Source organism: Bradyrhizobium betae (genome assembly GCF_004123905.1).
In the GTDB taxonomy this organism is placed as follows: domain Bacteria; phylum Pseudomonadota; class Alphaproteobacteria; order Rhizobiales; family Xanthobacteraceae; genus Bradyrhizobium; species Bradyrhizobium betae_A.
In genome coordinates, this window is sequence record NZ_MZXW01000015.1 from 39,743 (window position 1) to 52,709 (window position 12,967).

Consider the following 12,967-nt stretch of genomic DNA (forward strand, 5'->3'; position numbering starts at 1 on the left):
CAGATTGCCTCCCATTAAGGCTGTTCACGGTTTCGTGATATCGCAGTGCAATACGATTGTTGCATCGCACAATTAACTATGCCATATAAGTCGTGCCCCGGGCCAATGCGGACGGGGTGAGCCCATAGCTCAAAACAATGAGGATGGAGAGAACCCCATGACCACCGAAACCAACACCGCTTTCGAAGGCTTCAAGGACGCTTTCAAGAACATCCAGAACCTGGAAGTTCCCGAGGCCGCCCGCGAGTTCGTCAAGAAGTCCGCCAATACCGCCAAGGACCGTGCTGCCGAGGTGTTCGCTGGCTCCGAGCGCGTGACCGCCGCCGTCGAGAACGCGGTGAACGAGTCCGTCACTGAAGCCGGCAAGATCAGCCGCAACATCCAGCAGGCGATCTATGAAGACGCCCAGGCGTTCTTCGCCGGTATCGACAAGCTCGCGTCCGCCAAGTCGGTCAGCGAAGCCGTCGAGATCCAGTCGAGCCTGCTCCGCGCCCGCGGCGAAGTGTTCGTCTCGCGTGCCAAGGCGACGGCTGACTATGTCGGCAAGCTCGCCGCCAACGGTGCGAAGTCCGCTCAGGACAATTTTGCCAAGGTCTACAACAAGACCGCCTGATCTGGCGCCTGAGACGACAAACTGAATTTGAGGCCCGCTTCGGTGGGCCTTTTGTTTTTGTAGCACCGCCGTCATTGCGAGCGAAGCGAAGCAATCCAGAATCTTTCTGCGGTGGCAGTCTGGATTGCTTCGCTACGCTCGCAATGACGAGTACTGTGATGCAGTGATGACTCCATCAAGCACGTCCTCCTTCGATACTCCGGGCGACGCCGAACGCGCGGCCGAGCTGCGCCGTGTGAAAACGCTGGCGACGCTGGTGCTCGTCTCGACGCTGGCGCTGTTCGTCGTCGCGAAATGGCTTCTCCCCGTGCATCCCGTGTGCGGCTTCATCGCGGCTTTCGCGGAGGCCGCGACCATCGGGGGGCTCGCCGACTGGTATGCCGTGGTTGCGCTGTTCAAGCGGCCGCTCGGCCTGCCGATCCCGCATACCGCGATTATCCAGAGCAACCAGGCCCGCATCGCCGACAAGCTTGGCGAATTCATCCAGGTGCATTTCCTCGAGGCCGGCCCGGTCGAGGCCAAGCTGACGGAGATCGATTTCGGCTCGTTCGTGGCCGACTGGTTGCGCGACCGCAAAAGGAGCGACGATCTCGCACGCTTCGCATTGCGACTGCTGCCGGAGGCTGTGTCCGCGACCGAGACCTCCGGCCTGATGACCTTCATCATCCGCCGCATGTCCTCGCAGCTCCAGGCGATCGACCTCGCGCCTCTCGCCGCCGGCACGTTGCGCGGCTTCGTGGCGGAGGGGCGGCACCAGATTTTGTTCGATGATCTCCTGCGCGTGATGCACGAGACGCTGAACCAGACGGAGACAATGGCGATGATCCGCGAGAAGGTGCGCGCGGAGTTGCCGACCCTGCTCAGGCTCTATCGCGCGGACAAGTTTCTGGTGAACAAGATCGTGTCGTCGGCGACGGCTTTCTTCAATGAGGTGCGCAGCGATCCCAAGCATCCGTTCCGCGGCGAGTTCGATCGCATGGTGCTGAGCTTCGTCGATCGGCTCGGCACCGATCAGGCCTATATCGACCGCATCGATGGATTGAAGCGCGATCTCTTGGCGCGGCCCGAGCTTGCCGATCTCGCCCGCACCGTCTGGGCCAACACGCGCTCCTTCATCGAGCGCAGCGCGAGCGGTGAGACGCAGGTGCTTCAGCATCATCTCGCCGGTATGTTCGTCGCTGCGGGCGAGGCGCTGGCCGGCGATGCCGAGCTGCGCGGCGAGATCAACCAGGGCCTGGTAGCGGTGCTGCGCAGCTTCGTCGCCGACCAGAAGAGCGGTGTCTCGACCTTCATCTCCGACCAGGTCAAGGCGTGGGACATGGCGCAGCTGATTTCGCTGATCGAAATCAATATCGGGCGTGACCTGCAATACATCCGCTTCAACGGTTCGCTGATCGGCGGCCTCGCTGGCCTTGCGCTCTACTCCGTAGAATCCCTGCTCCGATTGTTGTGACTTTTGCGTCACGCCCGTTAGCATTAGCGCGCGCGCCTATTGTCGCCCCGCGCCTCTCCGGGTTGAATGTCGGGAACCAGCCGCCTAGCTGATTCATGTTGCGCTGCGGAACGTTCAAGCAGCCGGCGTATTGGAATTCACGCCCATTTGCCGGCATCGCAGCCGGCGCCTTCTCCAGGGGATCCATTGATGACCGCTACTGCCCAGACGCTGCGTCCGCCGTCCCGTACCCTGATGTTTCTGGAAGGGCGCGCGATCCACGAGTTCGGCGCATTCCTCGGCGCGCTGCCGCTGCTGAGCCTCGCGCCGCGCGGCGATGGGCATCCGGTGCTGGTGCTGCCGGGCCTCGTGGCCTCGGACGCGTCCACGCGCGCGCTGCGCAGCTTTCTGACCAGCAAGGGCTACGCGGTGAGCGGATGGCGCCAGGGCCGCAATTACGGTCTGCGCGAGGGCGTGCAGCGCGCGATGGTCGATCTGGTCGAGGAGCTCAGCGATACGCACGGCCGCAAGATCAGCCTGGTCGGCTGGAGCCTCGGTGGCCTCTATGCGCGCCAGCTCGCCAAGATGATGCCCGAGCGCGTCCGCCAGGTGATCACGCTGGGTAGCCCCTTTGCCGGCGATCCCCATTCGACCAATGCGTGGCGTGTCTATGAGTGGGCAAGCGGACGGAAATCCAACGAGGTCGATCCGCAGTTCGGCGGCGAGCTTGCCGTCCCGCCGCCGGTGCCGACCACCGCCATCTTCAGTCGCACCGACGGCGTCTGCGCCTGGCAGGGCTGCATGGAGAAGTCGGGCGCGCAGACCGAGAGCATCGAAGTCGAAAGCAGCCATTGCGGCATGGGTCACCATCCCGCCGTGGTCTATGCGGTTGCGGACCGCCTCGCACAGAAGGAAGGCCAGTGGCGGCCGTTCGACCGCAGCGGCTGGCGGAGCCTGGCGTATCCCGATCCGCATCGGTAGTGTGCTTCCTCACCTCTTCCCACAAGAACGGGGAGAGGGAGAGCAACAGCGTCGCTTCCGTCCATTGTCGTCGCCGCACCAAACGCGCTATGCCTCGCGCATGGCGCATCCGCTCTCCCGTATCATCGACCAGCTCAAGCGCGAGCCGTCGCGCACCGGCTCCATCGTCGTCACCGTGTTCGGCGACGCCATCGTGCCGCGCGGCGGCTCGGTGTGGCTCGGTACGCTGCTGGAATTCTTCGAGAGCCTGGACATCGACAGCGGCGTGGTGCGCACGGCGATGTCGCGGCTCGCGGCCGATGGCTGGCTGACGCGCGAAAAGGTCGGCCGCAACAGCTTTTATCGTCTGGCCGACAAGGGCAGTCAGACGTTCGAGGCCGCGACGCGCCATATCTACGATCCGCCGCCATCCGACTGGACCGGGCGCTTCGAGCTGCTTCTGATCGGGAACGGCGAGGACCGCGACGTCTCGCGCGAGGCGTTGCGCAACGCCGGCTTCGGCAGTCCGCTGCCGGGCGTCTGGGTGGCGCCATCGGGTGTGCCGGTGCCGGACGAGGCTGCGGGCGCGATCCGTCTCGAAGTCTCGGCGGAGGATGACAGCGGCCGTCGTCTGCTCAGCGCGAGCTGGCCGCTGGACCGCACCGCGGACGCCTATTTGAAATTCATGAAGACGTTCGAACCGCTGCGCGCCGCGATCGCGCGCGGCACCGATTTGTCCGAGGCCGACGCCTTCACCGCGCGCATCCTGCTGATCCACCACTACCGCCGCGTCGTGCTGCGCGATCCGCTGCTGCCCCAGAGCCTGCTTCCCGCAGACTGGCCGGGCAGGGCTGCCCGCGACCTCTGTGGCGAGATTTATCGCGCGCTGCTTGTCCCGTCGGAACAATGGCTTGATGGCCATGGAACCAATGAAAAAGGCGCGCTGCCGCCGGCGCGAAAACTCTTGGAAAGGCGGTTCGGCGCCTGAGTTATATGTTACAGAAATATCTTGCCTGATGTAATTCTTGTTATATATTGCCTCCCAATAAAACGGGAGGATGCGCATGTATACCCAGGCGCTGAACACGGCCGAGGCCGACGATCGCAGTCTTGAGGACGCAGGCAGAGCCGCGCAGTTCCAGGCGCGCATCGATGCCGAAGAGCGCATCGAGCCGAACGACTGGATGCCGGCGGCCTATCGCAAGACGCTCACCCGCCAGATCTCCCAGCACGCCCATTCCGAGATCGTCGGCATGCTGCCCGAAGGCAACTGGATCACGCGCGCGCCGTCGCTGCGCCGCAAGGCGGCGCTGCTGGCCAAGGTGCAGGACGAGTGCGGCCACGGGCTCTATCTCTATGCCGCTGCCGAAACACTCGGCACCTCGCGCGAGGAGCTGGTTGACGCCATGCTCGCGGGCAAGGCCAAATACTCATCCATCTTCAATTACCCGACGCTGACCTGGGCTGACATCGGCACCATTGGCTGGCTGGTCGACGGCGCTGCGATCATGAACCAGATCCCGCTGTGCCGGTGCTCCTACGGCCCCTATGCGCGCGCGATGATCCGCGTCTGCAAGGAGGAGTCGTTCCACCAGCGCCAAGGCTACGAGATCATGCTGACGCTGTGCCGCGGCTCGGACGAGCAGAAGGCGATGGCGCAGGATGCGCTGGATCGCTGGTGGTGGCCGGTGCTGATGATGTTCGGCCCGCCTGATGCGACGAGCCAGCACAGCGACACCTCGACGAAATGGAAGATCAAGCGCTTCTCCAATGACGAGCTGCGCCAGAAATTCGTCGATGCCACGGTGCCGCAGGCGCAATATCTCGGGCTCACCATTCCCGATCCGGGCATGATTCAGGATGCGGAAGGCCACTGGCGCTACAGCGAGATCGACTGGACAGAGTTCAAGCAGGTGCTCGCCGGCAACGGCCCATGCAACCGCGACCGCATGGCCGCGCGCCGCAAGTCGCATGACGAGGGCGCCTGGGTGCGTGAGGCGGCAGCAGTCTATGCGGCCAAGCGTCAGGCCCGCCAGACCGCACAAGCCGCGGAATAGGGAGATCATGATGGCCACGCCGAACACGCCGCTGTGGGAAGTCTTCATTCGCAGCCGCAACGGGCTCGCGCACAAGCATGTCGGATCGCTGCACGCGAGCGACGCGACCATGGCTCTGCAGGCCGCCCGCGACATCTACACCCGACGCGGCGAGGGTCTGTCGATCTGGGTGGTGCCGTCGACCGCGATCACCGCGAGCGATCCCGCCGAGAAGGCGATGATGTTCGAGCCGGCGGAGTCGAAGATCTACCGGCATCCGACGTTTTATGAAGTGCCCGAAGAAGTGGGGCACATGTGATGCCGGCCGCCAACATTGAGGTCTCCGAGACGCCGCTGGTGCTCTATGCGCTGCGCCGGGCCGACGACGCGTTGATTCTCGGTCATCGGCTGTCGGAATGGTGCGGGCATGCGCCGATGATGGAAGAGGACATGGCGCTGTCCAACATCGCGCTCGACCTCATCGGCCAGGCTCGCGAGCTCTATACCTATGCCGCCAAGGCCGAAGGCAAAGACAATGACGAGGACAAGCTCGCGTACCTGCGGGATGTCAGACAGTACCGCAATCTGCTGCTGGTCGAGCAGCCGAACGGCGATTTCGCCCAGACGCTGGTGCGGCAGTTCTTCTATTCAGCCTTTGCCGATCTCTATTGGCGCGCAATGATGACCTCGCGCGACGCGACGCTTGCGGCCATTGCCGCGAAGTCGGAGAAGGAGAGTGCCTATCATCTGCGTCACGCCTCGGAATGGATCATCCGGCTCGGCGACGGCACCGACGAAAGCCATCGGCGAGCGCAGGCGGCAGTAGATCACCTCTGGGCGTTCACCGGCGAGATGTTTGCCGTCGACGACGGCGAACGCGCCCTGATCCATGCTGGCATCGCCATCGATCCCGGCACCTTGCGCGGGCGCTGGCTGACGACGCTCTCCGATGTCGTCGGTGAAGCGACGCTCACGCTGCCGCAGAACGACTGGATGCAGCAGGGCGGTCGCGCCGGCCGCCACAGTGAGCATCTCGGTCACCTCCTGTCCGAGCTGCAATCGATGCAGCGCACGTTTCCGGGGCAGACATGGTGACGGTGCTGGAGCGCGATAGCGACCTGCGCCAGCGTGCCTGGGACGCCGCGGCGAGCGTCGTGGACCCCGAAATCCCGGTGCTGACCATCGCCGATCTCGGCGTGCTCCGCGATGTCGTTCTTGACGGCGATCATGTCGAGGTCGCGATCACGCCGACCTATTCGGGCTGCCCGGCCATGAACATGATCGCGTTCGAAATCGAGGTCGCACTGGAGCGCGCCGGTTTCCGCGGTCCAAAGGTCCGCACCGTGCTGTCGCCGGCCTGGACCACCGACTGGATGAGCGAGGAGGGCCGCCGCAAGCTGCGTGCCTACGGCATCGCGCCGCCGCAAGCCTCAGGCTCCCGCCGCGCGCTGTTCGGCGGGCAAGCCGTCGCATGCCCGCAATGCGGCTCCGGCAAGACCGAGCTTTTGTCGGAATTCGGCTCAACCTCCTGCAAGGCACTGTGGCGCTGCAAGGCCTGCCGCGAACCCTTCGATTATTTCAAGTGTCATTGAGGATATGCAATGCCAACCCCATCGTCATTGCGAGCGAAGCGAAGCAATCCAGACTGCCTCCGCAGTGACAGTCTGGATTGCTTCGTCGCAAGAGCTCCTCGCAATGACGGCTGTGAGCCAAACTTAGAGTGTTCTTGATGTCAGCAGCCGCACCGCGCTTCCATCGCCTGGCCGTCAACGATCTCCGCCGCGAAGCGTCCGACGCCCTGTCGATGACCTTCACCATCCCCGCAGAACTCGCCGGCGACTACGCTTTCACGCCCGGCCAGTACCTCACGCTCCGTGCCATGCTCGACGGAGAAGAGGTGCGGCGCTCCTATTCGATCTGCTCCGGCCCTGATGACGGCGAGATCCGTATCGCCGTGAAGAAAGTCGACGGCGGCGCGTTTTCGAGCTGGGCGGCGGATGAACTGAAATGCGGTGACGAGCTCGACGTGATGACGCCGACCGGACGCTTCGGCGTGGTCGCACCAGCCGAGACCGGGCGTATCCATGTCGGCTTTGCCGCCGGCTCCGGCATCACGCCGATCCTGTCGATCGTCAAGGGCATCCTCGCGCGCGAGCCGGACAGCCGCTTCTTCCTGTTCTACGGCAACCGGTCGAGCGACAACATCATGTTCCTCGAACCGCTCGAGGAGCTGAAGGATCGCTTCATCGATCGCCTCTCGATCTTCCACGTCATCTCCGGCGAGGAGCAGGACATTCCGATCCTGCATGGCCGGCTCGACGGTGACAAGGTGAGGGTGCTGTTGCGCTCGCTGGTGCCGGCCGAGAGCGTCGACCACGTCTTCATCTGCGGTCCCACCGGCATGAGCGAGGACATCGAGGCGACTTGCCGCGATCTCGGCATCGCGGATGAGCGCATCCATGTCGAGCGCTTTGTCTCGGAATTCGGCGGCAAGCCGCGGCCGAAGAAGGTCGTTGCGCCCGACGCGCCGCCGAAGGCGATCGCCTCGTTGATCATCGACGGCAAGCGCCGCGATGTGCCGGTTGCCGAGGACGAGGCGATCCTCGATGCTGCGCTGCGCGCCGGCGTCGATCTGCCCTTCGCCTGCAAGGGCGGCATGTGCTCGACCTGTCGCGCAAAACTGGTCGAGGGCGAGGCGCCTATGGACATCAATTATTCGCTGGAGCCCTGGGAGCTGAAGGCCGGTTTTGTGCTGACGTGCCAGGCCAAGCCGTCCTCCGAGCGCGTCGTGGTCGATTACGACCATGTTTGACAGCTTTGGCCAACCAGCAGAACATCATGAGCAAGGATTTTGCCGGGAGAAGCGCGTGAACGTCAAAGCTGCTCTGTCGCCTGAAGATGTTGCCCGCGCCTGCGCCGATGCGATGTGGGCGGAGGATGATGCTTCAAAGGGTCTCGGCATGGAGATCGTCGAGGTCGGCCCCGGTTTTGCGACGTTGGCAATGACGGTGCGGCCTGACATGGTCAATGGCCAGCGCATCGCGCATGGCGGCTTCATCTTCACGCTCGCCGATTCCGCTTTCGCCTTTGCCTGCAATTCGCACAACGAGCGCGTGGTGGCGGCGCAGGGCCAGATCACCTTCATCAAGCCGGGCAAGCTCGGCGATCGTCTCGTTGCGAAAGCGCGGGAGGTCACCCGCAGCGGTCGCTCCGGTATCTACGACGTGCGGGTCACGGCGGGCGACACCGTCATTGCGGAATTCCGCGGGCATTCGCGTGTCATTCCGGGCACGTGGCTGTCGACGCAAGAGCAATAAAGAGAAGAACGAGTCAATGTGGGGAAACGAGAATGGCTTCGACGAAGCTGAAGGAAGGCGGTTACGCCTATAGGGCCGAGATGGACGCGCACGAGCGCGCGTCACGCGACGAGATCATGGCGTTGCAGACGCAGCGGCTGGCCTGGTCGCTGAAGCACGCCTACGAGAACGTCGCGCATTATCGCAAGGCCTTCGACAAGGCCGGCGTGCATCCGTCCGACTTTCGCGAACTCTCCGATCTCGCGAAATTTCCATTCACCGTGAAGACGGATTTGCGCGACAATTATCCCTTCAACATGTTTGCCGTGCCGCGTGAAAAGCTGGTGCGCGTGCATGCCTCGTCCGGTACGACGGGCAAGCCGATCGTCGTGGGCTATACGCAACGCGATATCGACACCTGGTCGGAGGTGATGGCGCGCTCGATCCGTGCCGCCGGTGGCCGCACCGGTATGATCATTCACAATGCCTATGGCTACGGTCTCTTCACGGGCGGACTTGGCGTGCATTACGGCGCCGAGAAACTCGGCTGCACGGTGGTGCCAATCTCCGGCGGCATGACCGAGCGGCAGGTGCAGCTCATCAACGACTTTCGCCCTGATATTATCACAGTAACGCCGAGCTACATGCTCGCGATTCTCGACGAGTTCAAAAAGCAAAAACTCGATCCGCGGCAATGCTCGCTCAAGGTCGGCATTTTCGGCGCCGAGCCCTGGACCAATGCGATGCGCGGCGAGATCGAGGACGCCTTCGACATGGATGCGACCGACATCTATGGTCTATCCGAAGTGATCGGGCCCGGCGTCGCGCAGGAATGCATCGAGACCAAGGACGGCCTGCACATCTGGGAGGACCATTTTTATCCTGAAGTGATCGATCCCCAGACCGGCGCGGTGCTGCCCGACGGCGAGAAGGGCGAACTGGTCTTCACCTCGCTCACCAAGGAAGCGTTCCCGGTGATCCGCTATCGCACCCGCGACCTGACAAGGCTGCTGCCGGGCACGGCGCGGCCGGGCATGCGGCGGATGGAGAAGGTGACGGGACGCTCGGACGACATGATCATCCTGCGCGGCGTCAATCTGTTCCCGACCCAGATCGAGGAGGTGCTGCTCGCGACCGACTGGTGCGGCGGCCACTTCATCCTGGAGCTGACCCGCGAAGGCCGCATGGACGAGCTGACCATCATCGCCGAGGCGCGCCCCGAAAGCTGGGACGGAAGGGGGCTCGTCGATCATGCGGACCGGATCTCGACCCATATCAAGAACACGATCGGGATCAGCTCCAACGTGCGGGTGGTGGCGCCGGCCACGCTCGAGCGCTCGCTCGGCAAGGCCAAGCGGCTCTACGACAAGCGGCCCAAGGACTGACTTGACGGATTGACTTGACGGATTGACTCGGCCGCCCTCAAAGGCGACAAGGCCCGCGAGAAATCGCGGGTCTTTTCCATGTCACCAGCCGATAGCAGAACCGTCGAAGCGCGCTGCGTGCGCCTCAATGCCAAGGCCGAGAACGCTGCCGCGATTGCGCCGGTGGTCGAGCATCATAGCCTCACGCGCGGTCCGAACGATCTTCTGATCGAGATGAAGGCCGCCGCCGTCAATCCCTCCGACGTCAAGGCCGCGACCGGGCTGATGCCCTATGCTGTGTTTCCGCGCACGCCCGGCCGCGACTACGCCGGCGTGGTGATCGACGGGCCGGCCGGCACGATCGGCCGCGACGTGTTCGGTTCCTCCGGCGATCTCGGTATCCGCCGCGACGGCACGCACGCGAGCCATCTCGTCGTGGAGGCCGATGCGGTCGTGGAGAAGCCGACGACGGTGTCTTGGGAGGAGGCCGCCGGCATCGGCGTGCCCTTCGTCACCGCGATGGAAGGTTTTCGGCGCGCCGGTGTGCCGAAGAGCGGCGAGACCGTCCTGGTGTTCGGCGTCAACGGCAAGGTCGGCCAGGCAGCGGTGCAGATTGCGACGTGGCAGGGCGCGCGCGTGATTGGCGTGGTGCGCAAGGCGGAAGCCTATGAGGGCCATAGCAATGCGCCCATCGAGGTGATCGACGCTTCCACGACCGATGTCGCCACGCGCGTGCGCGAATTGACCGGCGGCAAGGGTGTCGACATCGTTTTCAACACCGTGGGCGATCCCTACTTCCAGGCGGCGCATAAATCGCTCGGCTTGCGCGGCCGCCAGATCCTGATCGCCGCGATCGACCGCATCGTGCAGTTCAACATCCTCGAATTCTATCGCGGACAGCACACTTATGTCGGCATCGACACGCTCGGGCTGTCGTCGGCCGCAACAGGCGCGGTGCTGCGCGAGCTCGGCCCGGGCTTTGCGAGTGGACATCTGAAGCCGTTTCCGATCAAGGCAAACGCGATCTATCCGCTGGAACGGGCCAAGGAGGCTTATGTCGCCGTCGCCGGCTCGTCGCGCGACCGCGTGATCCTGAAGCCGTAACACACCGTCATTGCGAGCGCAGCGAAGCAATCCAGAAATGCATCCGCGGAGACAGGCTGTATTGCTTCGCTGCTCTCACAATGACGGAGAATGGCGAGAGGCTTGAGAACAACAAATGGAATCGTCCGCCCAACTCGTCATTCTCGCCGGCCTTGTCATCGGTCTCATCTACGGCTCTGTCGGCCTGCTCAGCGGCTTCTGCCTGATGAGCAGCATGCGCGGTTTTCTGGCGGAGGGAGACGGGCGGCTGGTGCGGTCCTACGCGCTGGCGATTGCCGTAGCGATTGCCGCCAGCCAGTTCCTCGCGGGCAACGGTGTCGTTGATCTCGGCAAGTCGATCTACCTGCAACAATCCTTTTCAGTGCCGGTGCTCTTCCTTGGCGGCCTGCTGTTCGGCTACGGTATGGTGCTGTCGAACGGCTGCGGCTCGCGCTCGCTGGTGCTGCTCGGCCGCGGCAATCTCCGCTCCTTCGTCGTCGTGATCGTGCTCGCCATCGCCGCGCAGATGACGCTCAAGGGCCTGATCGCGCCGGCGCGTATCGCACTGGTCCAGGCCTCGCAAACCACCGCCAGCGCCAATTCACTGCCGTCACTGCTGGCGACACTCGGTGCCACCGAGGCGATATCGCGCGTGCTGGCCGCGGCCGCAATCGTCGTTGCGCTGATCCTGTTTGCGTTCGCGCATCCGGCCTTCCGCCGTTCGCCGGGCCAGATCGCGGCAGGCGTGATCGTCGGTCTTCTCGTTGCGGGTGGCTGGTACGTCACCGGCTATCTCGGCGCCGACGACTTCAACCCCGTCCCGGTGACCTCGCTCACCTTCGTCGCGCCGATCGCCGATGCCCTGCAATACGCCATGCTCTCGACCGGCCTGACGCTCAACTTCGGTATCGCGACGGTGGCCGGCGTCCTCACAGGTAGCCTGGTCACCGCGCTCGCGACGGGCCGCTTCCATCTCGAAGGGTATTCCTCGCCGCGCCACATGCTGCGCTCAGGCGCCGGCGCGGCGCTGATGGGGATCGGCGGCGTGATGGCGTTCGGCTGCTCGATCGGGCAGGGGCTCACGGGGGTCTCGACGCTCGCGCTGGGCTCGTTCGTTGCGTTCGCCGGCATCCTGCTTGGCACGACGGCGGGCTTGCGCGGCAGCTTGCGGGTTCAGCCGCTCGCGGTGGCCTGACCGCGCAGCAGCCGATCGCCCAGCGTCGCAAGGCCGATGCCGGCGACGATCAGTCCGGCTGCGACAGCAAGGCTCTTGTCGATCGGCTCGCCCAGCAGGATCGCAGCGCTGGCGATGCCGACGAGCGGCGTGCCGGTGGTGCCGAGCGAGGTCGTTAGCGCCGAGATGCTTTTGTTGACCATCGACATCGCCCAATAGGCAAGCGCCGTTCCGATCAGGCCGGAATACAGGAACAGCAGCACGAGCTTCCACGACCATTCCGTGTGCGGCGGGCCCTCCGTGATAACAGCCGATCCCGTCAGCACGATGCTCGCCACGAGCACCTGCCAGATCAGCAGCTGAAGCGGAGATGCGATCCAGCGATGCGCGCTGATATAGATGATGTTCGCAGCCCAGGACATCGCGGCGAGGATGACCATGCCGGCGCCGAGCACGACGTTGCCATTGGTCCAGTCGATCGACGTCGGGTTCAGGATCACGGCGAGGCCGACCAGCCCGAGCAGGGCACCGGCGAGCTTTGGCGCGGTCAACGTGTCTTTCCCGAGCAGGGGCGCGGCGATCGCGACCCAGAGCGGCGTGGTGTAGCCGAGCACGATGGCCTTGCTCGCGGGCAGGAAGCGCACACCGGCCGCAACGAGGACCGAGAATATCGTCATGTGCAGCAGCGCGACGCTGAGGATCACCGGAATGTCGCGCCGCTCCGGGATCACCAGATTTTTGCTCGATCCGAGGATCACGAACAAAGCAGCCAGCGCGATCCAGCTCCGGATCGCTGACGTCCACAGCGGCGGGAGGAACTGCACGAGCTGCTTGGTCACCGACCAGTTCACGCCCCAGGCCAGCACGACGATCAGGAACAGGCCGACGGCCGTGCGGGAGGACAGGGAGTTCATCGCAAAATCCTTGAAGCAGTCCAGTTCGGCGGGATAGCATCCGTCCTGGTACTTAAAAAAGAACCAGATCGAGAAGGAATAGGGTGCCAGTTTCG

At 64.1% G+C, this 12,967-nt stretch carries 14 protein-coding genes; 13 read left to right on the forward strand and 1 reads right to left on the reverse strand.

The window, feature by feature from the left end; genetic code table 11:
- The first annotated feature begins 157 nt into the window (after positions 1-157).
- From B5V03_RS08055 to B5V03_RS08115, 13 genes are all read left to right on the forward strand, one after another.
- Positions 158-613 carry a phasin gene (locus B5V03_RS08055; protein ID WP_129268921.1) on the forward strand — a complete coding sequence of 152 codons (456 nt, stop codon included), beginning with the start codon at positions 158-160 and terminating at the stop codon, positions 611-613.
- 166 nt (positions 614-779) lie between these two features.
- Complete coding sequence (locus tag B5V03_RS08060; protein WP_129268923.1) at positions 780-2,066, forward strand: DUF445 domain-containing protein; 1,287 nt, start codon at positions 780-782, stop codon at positions 2,064-2,066.
- Between the two features lie 189 nt (positions 2,067-2,255).
- Complete coding sequence (locus B5V03_RS08065; RefSeq protein ID WP_129268925.1) at positions 2,256-3,026, forward strand: esterase/lipase family protein; 771 nt, start codon at positions 2,256-2,258, stop codon at positions 3,024-3,026.
- A 100-nt stretch (positions 3,027-3,126) separates the two neighbouring features.
- Positions 3,127-3,993, forward strand: coding sequence for a phenylacetic acid degradation operon negative regulatory protein PaaX (gene paaX / locus B5V03_RS08070; RefSeq protein WP_129268927.1), 867 nt, complete (start codon positions 3,127-3,129; stop codon positions 3,991-3,993).
- A gap of 76 nt (positions 3,994-4,069) precedes the next feature.
- On the forward strand, positions 4,070-5,062 hold the full coding sequence (paaA, locus tag B5V03_RS08075) for a 1,2-phenylacetyl-CoA epoxidase subunit PaaA (protein WP_164987868.1): 993 nt from the start codon (positions 4,070-4,072) through the stop codon (positions 5,060-5,062).
- 10 nt (positions 5,063-5,072) lie between these two features.
- Positions 5,073-5,360: a 1,2-phenylacetyl-CoA epoxidase subunit PaaB gene (paaB, locus tag B5V03_RS08080; RefSeq protein ID WP_028143420.1), complete on the forward strand. Its 288-nt coding sequence runs from the start codon at positions 5,073-5,075 to the stop codon at positions 5,358-5,360.
- Positions 5,360-6,136, forward strand: coding sequence for a 1,2-phenylacetyl-CoA epoxidase subunit PaaC (paaC, locus tag B5V03_RS08085; RefSeq protein WP_164987869.1), 777 nt, complete (start codon positions 5,360-5,362; stop codon positions 6,134-6,136). The genes paaB and paaC overlap by 1 nt, the downstream gene beginning before the upstream one ends.
- Positions 6,130-6,633, forward strand: a complete 504-nt coding sequence (gene paaD / locus B5V03_RS08090; RefSeq protein WP_129268933.1) for a 1,2-phenylacetyl-CoA epoxidase subunit PaaD — start codon at positions 6,130-6,132, stop codon at positions 6,631-6,633. The genes paaC and paaD overlap by 7 nt, the downstream gene beginning before the upstream one ends.
- Before the next feature lie 137 nt (positions 6,634-6,770).
- On the forward strand, positions 6,771-7,853 hold the full coding sequence (gene paaE, locus B5V03_RS08095; protein WP_129268935.1) for a 1,2-phenylacetyl-CoA epoxidase subunit PaaE: 1,083 nt from the start codon (positions 6,771-6,773) through the stop codon (positions 7,851-7,853).
- A 55-nt stretch (positions 7,854-7,908) separates the two neighbouring features.
- Entirely contained in the window at positions 7,909-8,358 is a 450-nt protein-coding gene (gene paaI / locus B5V03_RS08100; RefSeq protein WP_164987870.1) for a hydroxyphenylacetyl-CoA thioesterase PaaI, read from the forward strand.
- Positions 8,359-8,390: 32 nt separating this feature from the next.
- Entirely contained in the window at positions 8,391-9,722 is a 1,332-nt protein-coding gene (gene paaK / locus B5V03_RS08105; RefSeq protein ID WP_129268939.1) for a phenylacetate--CoA ligase PaaK, read from the forward strand.
- Between the two features lie 78 nt (positions 9,723-9,800).
- Entirely contained in the window at positions 9,801-10,805 is a 1,005-nt protein-coding gene (locus tag B5V03_RS08110) for a quinone oxidoreductase family protein (protein WP_129268941.1), read from the forward strand.
- A 115-nt stretch (positions 10,806-10,920) separates the two neighbouring features.
- Complete coding sequence (locus tag B5V03_RS08115; RefSeq protein ID WP_129268943.1) at positions 10,921-11,979, forward strand: YeeE/YedE family protein; 1,059 nt, start codon at positions 10,921-10,923, stop codon at positions 11,977-11,979.
- Here B5V03_RS08115 and B5V03_RS08120 read toward each other — a convergent pair.
- Positions 11,958-12,872 carry a DMT family transporter gene (locus B5V03_RS08120; protein ID WP_129268945.1) on the reverse strand — a complete coding sequence of 305 codons (915 nt, stop codon included), beginning with the start codon at positions 12,870-12,872 and terminating at the stop codon, positions 11,958-11,960. The two genes, B5V03_RS08115 and B5V03_RS08120, sit on opposite strands and share 22 nt — an antisense overlap.
- Positions 12,873-12,967: the final 95 nt, after the last annotated feature.

Excerpts from the sequence above, each read along its gene's own strand:
- B5V03_RS08055 (WP_129268921.1), top strand. The coding sequence starts at position 158 with ATGACCACCGAAACCAACACCGCTTTCGAAGGCTTCAAGGACGCTTTC.
- B5V03_RS08060 (WP_129268923.1), top strand. The coding sequence starts at position 780 with ATGACTCCATCAAGCACGTCCTCCTTCGATACTCCGGGCGACGCCGAA.
- B5V03_RS08065 (WP_129268925.1), top strand. The coding sequence starts at position 2,256 with ATGACCGCTACTGCCCAGACGCTGCGTCCGCCGTCCCGTACCCTGATG.
- paaX (WP_129268927.1), top strand. The coding sequence starts at position 3,127 with ATGGCGCATCCGCTCTCCCGTATCATCGACCAGCTCAAGCGCGAGCCG.
- paaA (WP_164987868.1), top strand. The coding sequence starts at position 4,070 with ATGTATACCCAGGCGCTGAACACGGCCGAGGCCGACGATCGCAGTCTT.
- paaB (WP_028143420.1), top strand. The coding sequence starts at position 5,073 with ATGGCCACGCCGAACACGCCGCTGTGGGAAGTCTTCATTCGCAGCCGC.
- paaC (WP_164987869.1), top strand. The coding sequence starts at position 5,360 with ATGCCGGCCGCCAACATTGAGGTCTCCGAGACGCCGCTGGTGCTCTAT.
- paaD (WP_129268933.1), top strand. The coding sequence starts at position 6,130 with ATGGTGACGGTGCTGGAGCGCGATAGCGACCTGCGCCAGCGTGCCTGG.
- paaE (WP_129268935.1), top strand. The coding sequence starts at position 6,771 with ATGTCAGCAGCCGCACCGCGCTTCCATCGCCTGGCCGTCAACGATCTC.
- paaK (WP_129268939.1), top strand. The coding sequence starts at position 8,391 with ATGGCTTCGACGAAGCTGAAGGAAGGCGGTTACGCCTATAGGGCCGAG.
- B5V03_RS08110 (WP_129268941.1), top strand. The coding sequence starts at position 9,801 with ATGTCACCAGCCGATAGCAGAACCGTCGAAGCGCGCTGCGTGCGCCTC.
- B5V03_RS08115 (WP_129268943.1), top strand. The coding sequence starts at position 10,921 with ATGGAATCGTCCGCCCAACTCGTCATTCTCGCCGGCCTTGTCATCGGT.
- B5V03_RS08120 (WP_129268945.1), bottom strand. The coding sequence starts at position 12,872 with ATGAACTCCCTGTCCTCCCGCACGGCCGTCGGCCTGTTCCTGATCGTC.